The following is a 14859-nucleotide window of genomic DNA, read 5'->3' as shown; positions in this document are numbered from 1 at the left end:
TTATGAAAGTATATCAAACCAATTATTCAGGCTTATTTGTCGGCAAAACTTCTGCAGATCCATCACCTTTAGAAGACGGAATTTATCTTATTCCTGCAGGTTGTGTAGAAGTTCCGCCACCCGAAACGTGGGCAGATGATGTTTGGCCACGTTGGAACGGTTTTGAGTGGGAACTCATCAATAAGCCCGAAATTAATGAGCCTATCTCAGCTCAACAAAAATTAGCTGAGTTTTTAGAACAAAATCCTGATGTGCTCAATCTCATTAAACCAGCTAAGTTGTAAAAAGCCTTAATACAACTGCATTTAACTGACAATATATAGTCAATTTGTAAGCCTGTGATCTGAAAACATAACAACAGATTACAGGCTTTTTATATGGCTACAGATTCATACCATCATGGTGTCCGAGTCCTTGAACTCAACGAAGGCACCCGACCAATCCGTACAGTTTCAACTGCTGTGATCGGATTGGTTGCAACTGCAGAAGATGCAGATGCAGTAGCTTTACCGCTCAATACTCCAGTACTTGCTACAGATATCAAAACGGCTTTGGACAAAGCAGGTGAAAAGGGAACACTTGCACGTTCTTTACAAGCCATCGCAGACCAAACCAATGCGGTTATTGTCATTGTACGTGTAGACCAAAAAACCACAGAAGCTGAACAAAACTCAGCAATTATCGGTGGTGTTGAAAATGGTCGTTATACAGGTATGAAGGCTTTATTGGCAGCAGAACAAAATCTGAAAGTACGTCCTCGTATTTTGGGTGTTCCTGGTCTAGATACTGCACCAGTGGCAACGGCTTTAAACTCAATTGCTGAAAAACTTCGGGCATTTAACTACTTGTCTTGTTTTGGTTGTGAAACAAAAGAAGAAGCAGCTGCATATCGTGAAGCAATTGGCGCGCGAGAAGCGATGCTGATTTATCCTGACTTTTTAGGATGGGACACAGCCACTTCGCAAACCACGACATTTGATGCCACTGCTCGAGCATTAGGTTTACGCGCCAAAATTGACAATGACACAGGTTGGCAAAAAACACTTTCCAACGTTCCAGTCAACGGTGTAACTGGTATTTCCCAAGATATTTTTTGGCAATTGCAGTCCATGGATACCGATGCTGGCTATCTCAATGGCAATGAAATCACCACGCTGATCCAAAAAGATGGCTTCCGTTTCTGGGGTTCTCGTACATGTTCAGCAGATCCGCTTTTTGCCTTTGAAAATTACACACGTACTGCACAAATTCTTGCCGACACCATGGCAGAAGGGCACATGTGGGCAGTGGATAAAGACCTTCATCCATCATTGGCCAAAGATATTGTCGAAGGTATCAATGCCAAATTCCGTGATTTAAAAACTGGTGGCTACATCATTGATGGTGAATGTTGGTTCGATCCTTCAGTCAATTCTAAAGAGTCGCTCAAATCAGGTCGTTTATTGCTTGATTATGACTTCACGCCAGTACCACCTCTGGAAGACCTCACTTTACGTCAGCGTATCACAGACCGCTATTTGGCTGATTTCGCTTCTCGTATGACCGCCTAACAGAACAATAAAAAGGATAAAACGACATGGCTTTACCTAAAAAACTCAAAATGATGAACCTATTTAATGAAGGTAATTCTTACCTTGGACAAACAGGCGAAGTCACTCTACCAAAGCTCGGGCGTAAGTTGGAGGCTTGGCGTGGCGGTGGTATGGACGGCAGTATCAAGTGGGATGCAGGCATGTCAGATGACATGATCGAATTTGCCTGGAAACTAGGTGGTATCGACCCATTGGTAATCGGGCAATACGGTGCTGCAACGGTTGGAGCAATTGGTCTACGTTTCGCTGGATCCTATCAGCGTGACGACACTGGAGAAACTACGGCACTCGAAATGGTCGTGCGTGGCCGTCATGAAGAAATTGACTTTGGTAATTCAAAACCCGGTGATGACACTGAACTTTCGATGAAAACGATCTGGTCATATTACAAATTATCAATCGATGGCAAAGCCGTGATTGAAATCGATATTCCAGGCATTATATTCAAAGTCGATGGTGTCGATATGTATGAAAAACATCGTCAAAACATTGGTATCTAGTTTTCCTACCCTTCTGTAGTCCAGTGCTGCAGAAGGTTTTTTTACATCAACTTTTTTATTTAAGGAATTTGCAATGCAAAATCAACCAAATACTAAAAATGTTCCATTAGATTTCGGTTTTAAACGTGGTGAAGATCATGTGAAAGAGATCAACTTGGTCAAACCGAATACGGGGCATTGTCGAGGTCTAAGTTTAAAAAATGTATTGAGTTTTGAGATTGATTCATTGGCAGTTTTATTGCCTCGGATCACATTACCAGCAATGACATCGCAAGAGGTTTATACATTGGAACTGATGGATACCCTCAAAATTGCAGAAGGCATAGCAAGTTTTTTGGAAGCTGCAAACAGCTCCCCAACAGCGTAGATGACGTTATTGCCAATCTTGCGGTTGTCTTTCATTGGACACCCACAGATTGTGCAGATTTTAGTTTGGAAGAACTCATGGCATGGGAACACCGTGCACGTAAAAGAATAGAAACAGAGTAAATAGGCATGAGTAAGTTAGATCTCAGTATTATTGTCAAATTTGTGGATAGAGCGACTCAACCGATTCGCCAATTTCAACAAAATGTACAATCGACGAATCAATCTATAGATCGGCTTACTCATTCCATAGATCGCCTAGAACGAAGCCTCAATGGTGGACGTTCATTCAAACAATATTCACGAAATCTCCAAACAGGTTCATCAAACCTTAATCAACACAGTGGTGCACTAAACACCATGCATAATGGCTATGATCGTGTAGCCAATGTTTTAGATAAAGTACGAAATAAAACCCAAGCATGGTCGGACTCGCTCAAAGCCAATCGCGCACAAATGCGTGAAGAATTTAAAAGTCTTGCCATGAACTCAGTCATTGCTGGAGCTGGTTTATATCAATTTTTAAAACCTGCAGTAGATTTTGAAAAGCAAATGTCAGGTGTACAGTCCGTACTAGACTTAGAAAAACAAAGCAAAGCCATGCAACAACTGACAGCAGATGCACGAAAGTGGGGGGCAGCGTCTTCATTTAGTCCCGGAGAGGCAGCGCAAGCACAATTTGCTTTGGCTTCAGGTGGTTTTAACGCAGATCAAATTCATAAATCACTTGGCGGAACATTACATCTTGCAGAAGCAGGTAAAGTTGAACTGGAACGTGCTGCACAAATTGCCGTTGGTACGCTCAATGGTTTTGGTTTGGCAGCAAGTGAAATTGGGCGTGTCAATGATGTCTTTCTAAAAGGTACGAACCTTACTGCGACGAGTGTCGATGGTTTAGGTGAAACCATGAAATACGTTGCACCTATTGCTAAAGCCTATGGTGCAAGTATCGAACAAGCCACAGCCATGACAGGCTTACTTGGAAATAACAATATTCTTGATACACAGGCTGGGACATCATTACGAAGTATCATGACGAGGTTTGCAGGGCCACCCAAAGAAGCCACAAAAGCATTTGCCAAACTAAAAATCGAAACCAAAGACAACAATGGCAACTTACGAGATATGTCGGACATCTTGGCAGAGGTCAATAAAGCTACCAAAAATATGGGTAGTGGTGAGCGGTTAGACATTTTTAAAGATATTGCTGGTCAAGAGGCTGTATCAGCATTTGCAGTACTGGTTGATCAGTCGGCTTTACTTGATAAGAACTCAGGGAAAACCGTCAATAAAATTAAAGAATTGACTAAAGAATTAGAAAACTCAAAAGGTGCAGCAGCACGAGCGGCCGCAATTTTAAAAGACAATTTAGCAGGTGATATAGAACAACTGGGTGGCAGTATTCAGGATTTAAGTATTTCTGTACTTAATGCTATTGGTACTGACATAAGAGGCTTTGTAACTGGCCTTGGTGCATTCATCGATCGAATTAAAGATTGGGTAGATGCGAATCCTGAATTAGTACGCACCATTGCTAACTTAGCCATGAAACTCCTCATGTTTAAAGTCGCTATGCTGAGTGTACGTTACACGGGGAATTTACTGTTTGGTACCATCTTTAGCATGGTTGCAGGCATCACAAAATTTGCACTGTTCATGTGGATCGCAACAAAAGTACTCGGCAAATTCGGTATTGGTATGCCATCTCGTTTCACTTTGATTTCTACCGCAGTTCGGGTATTGGGCAATGCCTTTATGTTCCTCAGTCGCCAGGCACTTCCATTGCTCATCGCAGGACTTCGCACTTTAGCGATAGCACTACTGACAAATCCAATTTCTTGGATAATTGCTGGTGTTGTTGGACTTGCATATGTTATTTGGAAATTTTGGGGACCGATTAAAGCATTCTTTGTTGGATTTTGGGACGGTTTAAAAATTGGCTTGGCACCACTGATCGACAGCTTAAGTTCCGCATGGAGCAGTCTGAAAACTACAATGAGTCCGTTGTTACCTCTCTGGAACGGCTTGGTAAGTGCATTTAATTGGGTTAAAGATGCTATTTCTGGTTTATTTACTCCATTTCAAGCAACCAATGCACAACTACAAGCCGCTACAGCAAACGGTAAAAGCTTCGGGCAAGTCATCGGTACGATTATTGGTGTAGTTGGCATGGTTATTCTGAAAATTGTGGAGTTTGGTGCAACACTATTCAATATTGTAGGAACGGTAATTGGCAACACCGTTGGTGTACTCGTGACCACATTCAGCAATCTTCCTGCCTTTTTCAACAACATTTGGGCGCAGATCAAAACTGCATTCAGTGGTGGCATTGCTGGCATTGGTGCACTCATTATTAACTGGTCGCCCATTGGTCTATTTTATTCTGCCTTTGCCGCTGTTTTAAGTTGGTTCGGCATTGACTTGCCTGCCAAATTTACTGGTTTTGGTGCAATGATTTTAGAAGGTCTTAAAAATGGGATTTTATCTAAAGTTCAGGCTGTAAAAGATGCTTTGTCTAGTGCAGTCACAGGTGTGATCGACAAAGCCAAAAGTATTTTAGATGTTCGTTCACCTAGTCGTGTCTTTGCTGAAATCGGCGATTTTACGATGCAAGGCATGGCAGTGGGGTTATTGAACTCGTCTGACTTACCCATCAAAGCACTAGACCAAACACACCAAAAAATTGTGCAAACTGATATTGCTCGACCGAATATTCGTTCTTCACAACCTGTCCGAGCTAAATCTAACTCAGCGATTCAAGTAGCAGGGGACACCGTGACGATCCAAATGCATGTCGCCCATGGCCAAAACATTCAACAGATCCAAAGCATGCTCGAAAACATGCTCAACAAACGTGAACGCGAAAAAATGGCACGAGTGCGTAGCAGTTTTAAAGACCAGGAATAATAAAAATGATGATGATTTATGGCATGTTCGTATTTTCTATACCAACAGCCACCTACCAGAGCCTTCAACGAACCACAACATGGAATCATGCCAGCAATAATCGTGTGGGTGACATGCCTGCATATCAGTATGTTGGTAAAGGCGAAGACAGCATTACACTGGAAGGTTCCATCGTCCCTGAATTTGGCGCGCCCATGTCACTGACAGCACTACGTTTAATGGCAGACACAGGCAAATCATTTCCGCTTATTTCAGGTACGGGCAAAATTTATGGCTTATGGGTGATTGAATCGCTAAATGAAACACAAACCTATTTCTTTAAAAATGGTAAACCAAGACTGGTGGAGTTCAGCCTAACATTAAAGAAAACCCAAACCGCAGGTGTACTCGTTGGCAACGTATTGGGATCAATTGTGGGGAGTATTCTTTAAATGTCATTGCTTGGTATGGCGAGTACTGCCATCAACTTTATCAGCAAAAAACTCGATGCCAATTATCCTCATGCCTTTTATAAAATCGTGGTCAATGGAGTAGACATCGGCGGTCTGGTTCAAACACGCTTAATGCGCCTAACCATTACCGACAACCGAGGTATCGAAGCAGACACAGTAGAGATAGAACTTTCCGATCATGATGGATCATTAGGTATTCCGCCAAAAGGTGCGGATATGGAAATATGGATAGGCTGGAGTAATGAAGGCTTAGTTTATAAAGGTAAGTACACCATCAAAGAGCGAGAGCACTCAGGTGTACCCGACGTACTCACCATTCGGGGTGCATCGGCAGACCTCAAAGCCACGTTTAAAAAGAAAAAAGAACGCAGTTTTGACAACAAAACCATCGCAGATATTATCAATACCATTGCCAGTGAACAAAACCTCAAAGCCATTATTCATGACAGCTTGGGGCAGATTACACTGGCACATATTGACCAAAACGAATCCGATGCCAACCTCATCACCCGTATAGCAGACGAGCATGATGCGATTGCGACCGTAAAAAACGGCTATTTATTATTTATGCCCAAAGGTGAGAGTAAAACCATTTCAGGCTTAGATCTGCCAACATTCTTTATCACACGCAATATGGGCGACTCACATCGTTGGTCAGACACGGACGGTGCAGACGAAGTCAGTGGTGTCACGGTTTTTTATTACGACAATGACAAAGCCGAACGCCAAAAAGTTACAGTCGGTATGTCAGACGAAAACACCCGTGAACTTCGCAATATTCAACGAGATGAAAAATCCGCTAAACGTGTGGCACAGTCAGAGTTCAATCGGATTAAATCCAAGTCGGCAACATTCAGTTATAAACTTGCCTACGGTAAACCTGACCTCATTCCTGAAATGCAGGTACAGTTTATGGGCTTAAAGTCAGAAATAGACGATATTATTTGGCTCGGTTCACGTGTTGTACATACATTATCTGCAGACAGTGGTTTTGTGACGGACGTTGAACTCGAAGTCTATTTACCCGATTCAGATGATTTATCTGAACTGGTGGACGACGACTCAGGCAGTTACACAGGGATTCTGGCGTATTATAAAGACGGGAAAAACACAGGGAAAGTTACACAGGGCGATCAAACTACACCAAAGCGTTTAACCTATTTGTATAAAAACAAACAAACAGCAACTACTGCCGCAACGAGAGAATATAAAGCCATGCAAGCAGAAAAAGAACAAACACAATCCGAAAATAAATAATGAAAAGGGTCACATTCAAAATGCGACCCTTTAAAATCAAAAATTGGTAATAATTAGCTTAAAACAGCACTTACATTTCATATTTTGCATGAAATTTTTCTACGCAATAAAAACCAAACAAATAGTATAAAAAAATAGATAAAAAGAACAAATATTTCACCTTGTTATTTATAATGATGCTTATATTTGTTCTATATGGGGCGATTCGTGAAAAGACCTAATTTTAAATGCCCACACTGCGGATCGTCTATGTATATCCGTAGTAGCCGACAACAACATCCTTTACTACGTGCTTTGGGCTTGCAGTGTAGTAATTTTTGCTGTGGTTTTTCTGCAGGTGGAAACTTTGAAATTACACATCAAATCTCAGCCAGTGCTACGCCCAATCCTATTATCCAACTCCAAACACTCGATCAAATCAATGCAGAACGGAAAGTGGCAAACGATGAACACATGGAAGATCAAAACGATGGCTGAATTTTTACTTTTTACTTTCGAGCTGGGAACGCTCATCAACGGTTATTTATTTTTTAAATTTGTTTATGGCCTATAGGATTTACAAATGATATTTGACTATTCAATTAATTGGTTTGCATTTTTCGAATGGCTTATTCGAGGTTTTATATTTGGTGTTGGTTTTATGTTGGCTTTAATTATTTTTATTAAAGTGACTAAGGCAGATAAGAAATGATCAATGTCACCCCAGATCATCCGATCGCACATGAAGCCTATGAACAGGTAAAGAATTTACGCTGTGATTACGTCAACATCATTGCTCATACTTTTAAAAAATCCGAAACCGAGCAGGGCTTTTTTATTGCAGGCATTTATCCGAACAAAGGCGAGGGCGGTTTTAACCGCTTGGACTGGTTAGCTGAGTTTGAACAACTCAATGGGATATCAGATGCATAGATTAAAAAGTATGGCTTTATATATGAATGATCAGTACATCGGCACATCATGCAAATGTATGAAATTAAAATTCGTGAAGTAGAAATTGACGCATAAAAAACCCGACAGTTTGAGGTTGCAAGCATAGCCTTGTCGGGTTGAATTTCTATTTTAATTTTTACTGACAAAAACGTCCAGATCGTTCCGCATTATCACCCTTACCACACCAACCTTCAAACATTTCATGTGCCACAGGACTACGCAGACCAAACGTCGCAAAGTTTAAAAATAAACGATGGTCAACATAATCAGCATCAATATTAATTTTCTTGATTTCCGCATAATCATAGGTTAGTTGGAAGATCGGTTCATTTTTCTTATTGTTATATTGGTCAGTTAAGTCTGCAAACACCACGAAACGAATCGCTGAAAACTGCTGTGTTGGAGGATTTTTTAAAATTTTAATTAAAATATCTCGCGTGGTACGACTGGTATGATCAATATAATCAAGATCAGTAAAAGCAACTTCAGTCGCAGGCAAATCAATTTCTAAAACATTATTACTATGATTACGCACAGCCAATATCGCTTTGTTATAACCTCTAATCGTCTCAAATTCTTTTTCTTGTACATTTTCTTCAGGTTTTGGCTCTACATCAGCAGCTTTTTCATCCTTAGGCTTAACCTCTGTCACTGTTTGTTCAGGCTTGTTTTGAACAAGTGGCTGATCAGGTGTAGGCAACATTACAAAAACAAGCACACCAAGTAACAACCAACCAAAACTCACAAGTCTGGCAGTATTGCTATAACCTTTTTTTAGCGTAAACCAAGCAAAAATGATTGGGATTACAAAAATACCAATAGCCAACGGTATAGATACTTTTTTATTCTCAAAATTATTCATAAAGTCATAAACTTATAAAAAATAGTACCTCACTATATTGACATAACAGCGCACTATAGAGCAATATGTATTTACACCGCAAAATCGGTGTCGGGCGTGACAACCTGAAAACATTACCAAGAGAGCAGAAAACATCCGCTCAGAAGCGGCTTTTTTTTGCCTAAATTGTCAGATCGGCTATACTTGTTATGGTAGATCGGGCAGGGCAGCTTCGCGCTGGCCGTTTCTCTTGGTACGGTATTGTCACCCCTGTTCGGTCTGCCACCATTCTGTGACAAGGATGGCGGTAGGTTTAAAACGCTTACCAAGAGTAAAAGCCATGAAAAGACAAATTCAAGTCCGTACATCTGCATCTACTTTCGACAAAAAATACATCGAACACACGCCAGTCTATGACTTAGCTGCTTACTATCAGCGCAAACGTCAGCTCCAGCGCAAACAACGCATCAAAAACTTTATCGATGGCTTTACATTTCTATGTGTGGCTGTTCTTACTTTCTCTATGCTTTTTTTGGGGAAGTAATCATGCAAAAGATAAATGATTATATGCAGAGCCTATTAAGTTTCACCGATACCGAAAGTGACCGCATGCCGCATTACTACATGCTTGCAGGCTTTCTCGATGCTCAGCTATACACAGACACAATAACAGTGCAACAAAAAGAGCATTATCTTCAACAACTGGATGGACAAATCTCCAAAAAATTACAAGGGGAACAGCCATGACCACATACGAACTACAACATGCCGTCTTTATCCAAAACGACCAGATCAAAACTGACAGCCTAAAAGTCGCTGAAGTATTTGGTAAGCGTCATAGTGACATTATTCGAGCGATCAAAAGCATAGATTGTTCAATAGAATTCACTGAGCGCAATTTTGCGCTCAGTGATTACTTAGACCGATCTGGGCGTTCGTTACCTATGTACGAAATGACCAAAGATGGTTTTATTTTCCTAGCGATGGGCTTTACAGGTGCAAAAGCAGCACAGATCAAAGAAGCTTATATCTATGCCTTTAACCACATGGCAGACATACTGCATAAACAAAGCACCCAACTCCAAACCATCCAAGTCGGTTCAGTGGTACAACTACGGTCAGGCAGCCCAAATTTAACGGTCAACAATATTTACGATGACATAGCAGAGGTGATCTGGTTCAGGGGAGGGCGTATTGTTCGGGAACAATTACCACTCAGTTGTCTAAGCCTGGGTGAAAGTGGCCAAATCCCGACCAACATGAGCCACTCACTGGAACAATTTTGGTCAACGTTATATACACATGGTATTCATCATTACAACCACAGTAACCGGACCGACCAAATCGCCATTAATTTGACCCAAGTGTTAAGCCTGTTTCCCGAAGTATTAAACAGAACCGACCTCACCCAAATATTGCCACACAGCAAACAACCTTATCCCAAGTATGTAGAACACAATGTTGCTGTGCAAAGTAAATTAGAGCGTAAGACATTACGTTGCTGGATTTTTAAAAGTACACAACCCACCATGATCGATGTTGGACACTAAGGGGAAGCAAGATGAATAAAAATTTAATTCCTTACGTCCCCATTGCAGATCGGGTCGAAGCATCCAACGAAAAAAGCCAATTACTCTGTCAGCAGTTTTTTAACATGATTGACCATTGTGTCCGTTCACAAATCTTGTTTAACCATGACACGCAGCGCGGTTTTTTATCTATTTGTCCCGAACAAATCAATGATTTGATTCAGGAAATATCAAAAACTGATCATTTAGACAAACCTATAGATATAAATCTTTTAAAACAATCGCTTAATGATTTAGTTTATCCTAAATTCAATGGTGTATATAAGGTCACAAGCCCCATCTGGAACAATGAGGACGTGAAAGTCTGGCAATTTCAATTAAACCAAATTGCCAATGGGGTAGATATGCAACATATAGAGAATGATGCCGAATTAAATTTGGATATGGCTTTAAGTTCAATTCGTATCTGGAGAAATTCACTGGAAATAGGCAGTGAGAACAAGGATGTCATTTATAAACAAAATGACTTGGTTTACAAACTCATGGATATAGAGGAAAGATTAAAGATCGTCCAGCATTCACTGGAAGAATAAAATGCAAAAGCCCACCGTAAAAAGTGGGCTTTTTTACGTCCTGTACCATTATTTCTCCAAATCTTTAGCAACAATTTTGGTAAAACCCAACAGCGCAGTTTGAGCTTCAGGACTAAGCTGTCTATAAGCTTTTAATAATAAACTTTCTTCACTGGTGAGTCCTGCATAGTCGGGATCTATACCCAGAATCACATAACGAATATCAATCCCTTTTTCATGCAATTTAGCCAAATAAACCCATTGGTCAGGTACTTTTCCACGAATGTAGTTGCCCAACGTATTCTCATGCGCGCCTATTTCTCGACTTGTTGTTTTCGCAGCAAATTTATTTTTTGACATCTCATTTTTAAAACGTTCTGCGATGACGGCTGACTGCTCGCCAAAATTATCGGACATAAATTTCACCTAAATATATTGAACGGTTAAATATTTGTGTTATAGTGAGTCATAACACATCACTATAACCGCAAGGATACTGTATGAGTGCAGATATTTCACCTCCAAATAAATCACGTGCAAAAAAAGTTGCTGGTGGTCGTGTGGGTTGCATTGTTTATCTCCCTAAAACTGAAGTTGAAGACATCGACAAAATCGTGGATGCAACTGATTCCAGTCGTTCAAAAGTAATTGCCCAAATTTATTTCAAAGGCAAAAACAAACAACAAGAGGTATAACCCATGGCTTTAAAACAAAAACGTGACAATCGTTTCAATGTCAATCTAACCGATGACGAATCACAATTATTCGTTGCCGTTTCAAAGCTGACTGGACTTCCACCAGGTGTGATTTTGCGTCAGCTAGTCATGAAACAAGCATTAGCAACACTCATTGCAGAAGACATAGACAATTTTAATCTAGATGAATACTTAACCAAAGGCGCACAAGGTCTCCTTTCTTCTCGGAGCTAAAGATCATGACGATTCAGCAAGTCGCATTAAGCGATAAAGAGAAAGAACTTGTACAGGAAGTACAAACCAAACTTGGTTTTAAAAGTATTGAAGAAACCCTTGAGTACCTTGCCAAGCAACGGATACAGGAACTACTTGCAAAACTTGCAGGCCAAGAACTTAAAAGCCACCGTCACCATTTTTAAGCAGTGAATAGAACATGACGTTTGAAATGTATCCTGAAACCAGAGAGCTGGTGATAGATCGCCTAATCAACGACTATCACTTCAAGCTCAAAACAGGTAACAAGTATCGTGGCAGATGCCCTGACTGTAATCATAAAGAAGCGTCAGCATGGATACATAGTGAAAACCCTTGGGTGTTATTTTGTCCACGTAAAAAGGAATGTGGCCATCAAAACCATGTCCGTGACCTGTTTCCAGACTTATTCGAAAAATGGGAAAAACGTTTTGAACCTACGCCTGAAGAGCCAAATCGTACAGTCAACGCATATTTAGTAGAAGGGCGTGGCTTTCCACTCGAACCCTTAAAAGGCTTATATTCCCAGGAAAATAGAGTTCAATATAATCCTAAAGTATCCACTGTCACACTGCGCTTTCCCATTACAGATCTAGAGGGTGTCTATGGTTGGTGGGAGCGAGTACTGGATGACCAAGGTGTTTTTCATAAAACATACTTTATGGAAAATACAGAGACTTGGTCATCAAAAGGTCATGCATGGCTCACTCCAAACACCAACTATATTGAATCCAAAGAGATTTGGATCACCGAAGGTATATTCGACACAATTGCGCTTTGGTTATCCAACATCACCAGTTTGTCAGCTTTAACTAGTAACAACTACCCTTCAATTTTTTTAAATAAATTAGCACGTCAGTGTGCAGAAGCTGAAAAACCTTTACCCAAGTTGATTTGGGCCTTTGACAACGACAAAGCAGGGCATGACGGTATTATTAAAAATATCGAACTTGCCAAAGCCGATGGCTTTGAGTGTGAAGTGGCATTACCCCCATACGGTCGTAAAAAACAGGACTGGAACGATCTCTACAAACAAGATCGACTCAAATTTTCCGACCTAGAAACCTATAAATATTACGGGGCTTTGCTTGTCGCAGAAAAAGCTGTGGATAAAGGCATACTTATCTACAAGCGATATGGTACCAAGTCTTTTCCATTCGATTTTCAGAACCAAACTTACTGGTTCAAGCTCGATATGGAAAAATACGACGAGTACATGAAAGACACCAAATCAGAAGCCAACGACAATGAAGACTGGGCACAGGAAGAAAAAGACTTTGCAAATGCGGAACGTCGTGATTCAGCACTTGAATATTCTTCAAATGCCACACGTTTGATGAAGTGTAAACTGACACCCTTATACAAGCAAAATAGCTACGAAACGGATGAATCTTGGTATTTCTTTAAAATAGATCGCCCATGGGGACAAAAAGCTGAAAAGAATACCTTTACAGGTGGACAGCTCGCATCTTCAGCAGAGTTCAAAAAACGACTGATGTCGATTACACCAGCTGTCTATAAGGGTAATGGTACTCAACTTGATCATCTTCTCGATAACTGGCTCGATGGTATTCAGGATGTAGAATTAATCAATTATGTCGGTTATCACAAAGACCATCAAACCTATATGTTGGGCGATCTTGCGGTACAAAACGGTCGGCTTTTCAATATCAATAAAGAAGATTATTTCGAACTTCCACGTAAGTTGAGCTTAAAAGCACGAATGCCATTTCCGCTTGAAATCAACAGTAAAGTTAGCGAATACAACAACACATGGGTTAAAGATTTATTAGATGCATATGATGTCAGAGGCATGGTCGCACTGACAGGTTTTTTTGGAAGCCTGTTTGCATATCAAATCAAAAGCATGCACAAGTCCTTTCCATTTTTGGAACTGGTGGGTGAACCGGGTACAGGTAAGTCAACGTTACTGGTTTTTTTATGGAAATTATTTGGACGTACAGGCTATGAAGGTATAGACCCTGATCCAAGCAAAACATCCATGGCAGGTTTATTGCGAACATTCCGCCAAGTTTCTAACCTTCCAGTGGTTCTACTCGAGTCAGATCGTGAAGGTGACAAAGGTACTGTAAAACAGTTTGACTGGAATTTCCTAAAAACTTTATACGACTTCAACGGATCATTAGGTGCAAAAGGGGTAAAAAATGGCGGTAATGAAACCTACGAACCGCCATTCATGGGAACCCTCATCATCAGCCAAAATGCAGAAATCGTATCGACCGAAGCAGTCATGGGACGTATTGTTCAGTACAAATTCAGCAAAGAACAAATGTCTAAAAAAGGCTTGTACGCATCTCGAAATTTAGAACGTTATGAACAGAGTGAAATCAGTCAATTTATTTTACTTTGTGTCGAAAAAGAAAAAGCCATCATGGAAGCCTACCGCTTGGGTATGGAAAAGTACGATGAAGTTTTACATCAAGACAAATACGACATCAAAAGTTCACGCGTTATTCATAACCACGCTCAATTTTTAGCATTATTCGATGCTTTATGTCTTCATGTTTTAGTTGAAAAAGATGCCAAAGGTATATCGAAAAGCCTTGTTCCTGAAGACATTCAAAAGAGAGTACGTACTGAATTATTTGAAATGGCACAGAAACGAGACAAGGTACTTAAGTCAGATCCAATCATTGTACAAAACTTCTGGAACACCGTGGAAGAGATGGAAAATTCAATTACACCTATAGCCACCAGGGATTCGGTCGTCAATCATCACGCTAAATCAAACCTATATTTCGCGATCAATTTTGCCCAACTTTATCGAGTCGCTGCGGATTATCGCTATCAATTGCCAAATATGGACGAACTGCAGCATGCGCTTCGTCACAGTGTTCATTATCGTTTTATCGAAGCCAACAAAATGGTGGCAAGTAAAATAGATGGTAAATCAAAACGTTGTTGGGTCTTCGAAAAACCAACATCACAACGGGATTAATCCC

Annotated in this window: 20 protein-coding genes; 18 read left to right on the top strand and 2 right to left on the bottom strand. The window is 40.5% G+C overall.

What is annotated here, in order from left to right; all coding sequences use genetic code 11:
• Positions 1 to 2 precede the first annotated feature (2 nt).
• The 10 genes from F972_RS10835 to F972_RS10790 all read left to right on the top strand — a co-directional run bounded on the left by F972_RS10835 (position 3) and on the right by F972_RS10790 (position 7986).
• Entirely contained in the window at positions 3 to 284 is a 282-nt protein-coding gene (locus F972_RS10835; protein ID WP_004769758.1) for a hypothetical protein, read from the top strand.
• A 93-nt stretch (positions 285 to 377) separates the two neighbouring features.
• Positions 378 to 1550, top strand: coding sequence for a phage tail sheath protein (locus F972_RS10830; protein WP_004769757.1), 1173 nt, complete (start codon positions 378 to 380; stop codon positions 1548 to 1550).
• 26 nt (positions 1551 to 1576) lie between these two features.
• Positions 1577 to 2092, top strand: a complete 516-nt coding sequence (locus tag F972_RS10825; RefSeq protein ID WP_004769756.1) for a phage major tail tube protein — start codon at positions 1577 to 1579, stop codon at positions 2090 to 2092.
• A 73-nt stretch (positions 2093 to 2165) separates the two neighbouring features.
• Positions 2166 to 2459: a phage tail assembly protein gene (locus F972_RS10820; RefSeq protein WP_004769755.1), complete on the top strand. Its 294-nt coding sequence runs from the start codon at positions 2166 to 2168 to the stop codon at positions 2457 to 2459.
• On the top strand, positions 2345 to 2581 hold the full coding sequence (locus F972_RS16490; RefSeq protein WP_322766163.1) for a GpE family phage tail protein: 237 nt from the start codon (positions 2345 to 2347) through the stop codon (positions 2579 to 2581). Before F972_RS10820 ends, F972_RS16490 begins: the two co-directional genes overlap by 115 nt.
• Before the next feature lie 6 nt (positions 2582 to 2587).
• A complete protein-coding gene (locus tag F972_RS10815) occupies positions 2588 to 5365 on the top strand; it encodes a phage tail tape measure protein (RefSeq protein ID WP_004769754.1) in 2778 nt (925 codons plus the stop codon).
• A 5-nt stretch (positions 5366 to 5370) separates the two neighbouring features.
• The gene (locus F972_RS10805) at positions 5371 to 5796 is read left to right on the top strand and encodes a phage tail protein (protein WP_004769753.1); all 426 of its coding nucleotides are present in this window, start codon (positions 5371 to 5373) and stop codon (positions 5794 to 5796) included.
• On the top strand, positions 5797 to 7074 hold the full coding sequence (locus tag F972_RS10800; RefSeq protein WP_004769752.1) for a contractile injection system protein, VgrG/Pvc8 family: 1278 nt from the start codon (positions 5797 to 5799) through the stop codon (positions 7072 to 7074).
• Positions 7075 to 7269: 195 nt separating this feature from the next.
• The gene (locus F972_RS10795) at positions 7270 to 7551 is read left to right on the top strand and encodes an Ogr/Delta-like zinc finger protein (protein WP_081399045.1); all 282 of its coding nucleotides are present in this window, start codon (positions 7270 to 7272) and stop codon (positions 7549 to 7551) included.
• Between the two features lie 210 nt (positions 7552 to 7761).
• A complete protein-coding gene (locus F972_RS10790; protein WP_004769749.1) occupies positions 7762 to 7986 on the top strand; it encodes a hypothetical protein in 225 nt (74 codons plus the stop codon).
• Between the two features lie 157 nt (positions 7987 to 8143).
• On the opposite strand, the gene F972_RS10785 is transcribed toward F972_RS10790, so the two are convergent.
• The gene (locus F972_RS10785) at positions 8144 to 8869 is read right to left on the bottom strand and encodes a hypothetical protein (protein ID WP_004769748.1); all 726 of its coding nucleotides are present in this window, start codon (positions 8867 to 8869) and stop codon (positions 8144 to 8146) included.
• 280 nt (positions 8870 to 9149) lie between these two features.
• Here F972_RS10785 and F972_RS10780 point away from each other — a divergent pair, with 280 nt between their 5' ends.
• Genes F972_RS10780 through F972_RS10765 form a run of 4 tightly spaced genes read left to right on the top strand, consistent with a single transcriptional unit; the run spans position 9150 to position 10970 of the window.
• Positions 9150 to 9392, top strand: coding sequence for a hypothetical protein (locus tag F972_RS10780; protein WP_228127557.1), 243 nt, complete (start codon positions 9150 to 9152; stop codon positions 9390 to 9392).
• A 2-nt stretch (positions 9393 to 9394) separates the two neighbouring features.
• Positions 9395 to 9595 carry a hypothetical protein gene (locus tag F972_RS10775; protein WP_004769746.1) on the top strand — a complete coding sequence of 67 codons (201 nt, stop codon included), beginning with the start codon at positions 9395 to 9397 and terminating at the stop codon, positions 9593 to 9595.
• Entirely contained in the window at positions 9592 to 10398 is an 807-nt protein-coding gene (locus tag F972_RS10770; protein WP_004769745.1) for a Rha family transcriptional regulator, read from the top strand. The genes F972_RS10775 and F972_RS10770 overlap by 4 nt, the downstream gene beginning before the upstream one ends.
• Before the next feature lie 11 nt (positions 10399 to 10409).
• Complete coding sequence (locus F972_RS10765) at positions 10410 to 10970, top strand: hypothetical protein (protein ID WP_004769743.1); 561 nt, start codon at positions 10410 to 10412, stop codon at positions 10968 to 10970.
• A 48-nt stretch (positions 10971 to 11018) separates the two neighbouring features.
• On the opposite strand, the gene F972_RS10760 is transcribed toward F972_RS10765, so the two are convergent.
• Complete coding sequence (locus F972_RS10760) at positions 11019 to 11366, bottom strand: hypothetical protein (RefSeq protein WP_004769741.1); 348 nt, start codon at positions 11364 to 11366, stop codon at positions 11019 to 11021.
• Between the two features lie 83 nt (positions 11367 to 11449).
• On the opposite strand from F972_RS10760, the gene F972_RS10755 reads away from it, so the two are divergent.
• From F972_RS10755 to F972_RS10740, 4 genes are read left to right on the top strand one after another with little or no spacing between them, the layout of a single operon-like run.
• Positions 11450 to 11644 (top strand): hypothetical protein, encoded by a 195-nt coding sequence (locus tag F972_RS10755; RefSeq protein ID WP_004769740.1) that lies wholly within the window; start codon positions 11450 to 11452, stop codon positions 11642 to 11644.
• A gap of 3 nt (positions 11645 to 11647) precedes the next feature.
• Entirely contained in the window at positions 11648 to 11878 is a 231-nt protein-coding gene (locus tag F972_RS10750) for a hypothetical protein (RefSeq protein WP_004769739.1), read from the top strand.
• A 5-nt stretch (positions 11879 to 11883) separates the two neighbouring features.
• Complete coding sequence (locus F972_RS10745) at positions 11884 to 12063, top strand: hypothetical protein (RefSeq protein WP_004769737.1); 180 nt, start codon at positions 11884 to 11886, stop codon at positions 12061 to 12063.
• A 14-nt stretch (positions 12064 to 12077) separates the two neighbouring features.
• Positions 12078 to 14855, top strand: coding sequence for a toprim domain-containing protein (locus F972_RS10740; RefSeq protein ID WP_004769736.1), 2778 nt, complete (start codon positions 12078 to 12080; stop codon positions 14853 to 14855).
• Positions 14856 to 14859 lie beyond the last annotated feature (4 nt).

It is taken from the genome of Acinetobacter sp. CIP 102529, from assembly GCF_000368325.1.
In the GTDB taxonomy this organism is placed as follows: Bacteria; Pseudomonadota; Gammaproteobacteria; order Pseudomonadales; family Moraxellaceae; genus Acinetobacter; species Acinetobacter parvus.
Note: the sequence above shows the minus strand (reverse complement) of the source record. Positions and strands in the feature narration are given on the sequence as shown.

Coding starts and splice junctions, on each gene's coding strand:
- F972_RS10835 (WP_004769758.1), top strand. CDS start 3: ATGAAAGTATATCAAACCAATTATTCAGGCTTATTTGTCGGCAAAACT.
- F972_RS10830 (WP_004769757.1), top strand. CDS start 378: ATGGCTACAGATTCATACCATCATGGTGTCCGAGTCCTTGAACTCAAC.
- F972_RS10825 (WP_004769756.1), top strand. CDS start 1,577: ATGGCTTTACCTAAAAAACTCAAAATGATGAACCTATTTAATGAAGGT.
- F972_RS10820 (WP_004769755.1), top strand. CDS start 2,166: ATGCAAAATCAACCAAATACTAAAAATGTTCCATTAGATTTCGGTTTT.
- F972_RS10815 (WP_004769754.1), top strand. CDS start 2,588: ATGAGTAAGTTAGATCTCAGTATTATTGTCAAATTTGTGGATAGAGCG.
- F972_RS10805 (WP_004769753.1), top strand. CDS start 5,371: ATGATGATGATTTATGGCATGTTCGTATTTTCTATACCAACAGCCACC.
- F972_RS10800 (WP_004769752.1), top strand. CDS start 5,797: ATGTCATTGCTTGGTATGGCGAGTACTGCCATCAACTTTATCAGCAAA.
- F972_RS10795 (WP_081399045.1), top strand. CDS start 7,270: ATGGGGCGATTCGTGAAAAGACCTAATTTTAAATGCCCACACTGCGGA.
- F972_RS10790 (WP_004769749.1), top strand. CDS start 7,762: ATGATCAATGTCACCCCAGATCATCCGATCGCACATGAAGCCTATGAA.
- F972_RS10785 (WP_004769748.1), bottom strand. CDS start 8,869: ATGAATAATTTTGAGAATAAAAAAGTATCTATACCGTTGGCTATTGGT.
- F972_RS10780 (WP_228127557.1), top strand. CDS start 9,150: ATGGCGGTAGGTTTAAAACGCTTACCAAGAGTAAAAGCCATGAAAAGA.
- F972_RS10775 (WP_004769746.1), top strand. CDS start 9,395: ATGCAAAAGATAAATGATTATATGCAGAGCCTATTAAGTTTCACCGAT.
- F972_RS10770 (WP_004769745.1), top strand. CDS start 9,592: ATGACCACATACGAACTACAACATGCCGTCTTTATCCAAAACGACCAG.
- F972_RS10765 (WP_004769743.1), top strand. CDS start 10,410: ATGAATAAAAATTTAATTCCTTACGTCCCCATTGCAGATCGGGTCGAA.
- F972_RS10760 (WP_004769741.1), bottom strand. CDS start 11,366: ATGTCCGATAATTTTGGCGAGCAGTCAGCCGTCATCGCAGAACGTTTT.
- F972_RS10755 (WP_004769740.1), top strand. CDS start 11,450: ATGAGTGCAGATATTTCACCTCCAAATAAATCACGTGCAAAAAAAGTT.
- F972_RS10750 (WP_004769739.1), top strand. CDS start 11,648: ATGGCTTTAAAACAAAAACGTGACAATCGTTTCAATGTCAATCTAACC.
- F972_RS10745 (WP_004769737.1), top strand. CDS start 11,884: ATGACGATTCAGCAAGTCGCATTAAGCGATAAAGAGAAAGAACTTGTA.
- F972_RS10740 (WP_004769736.1), top strand. CDS start 12,078: ATGACGTTTGAAATGTATCCTGAAACCAGAGAGCTGGTGATAGATCGC.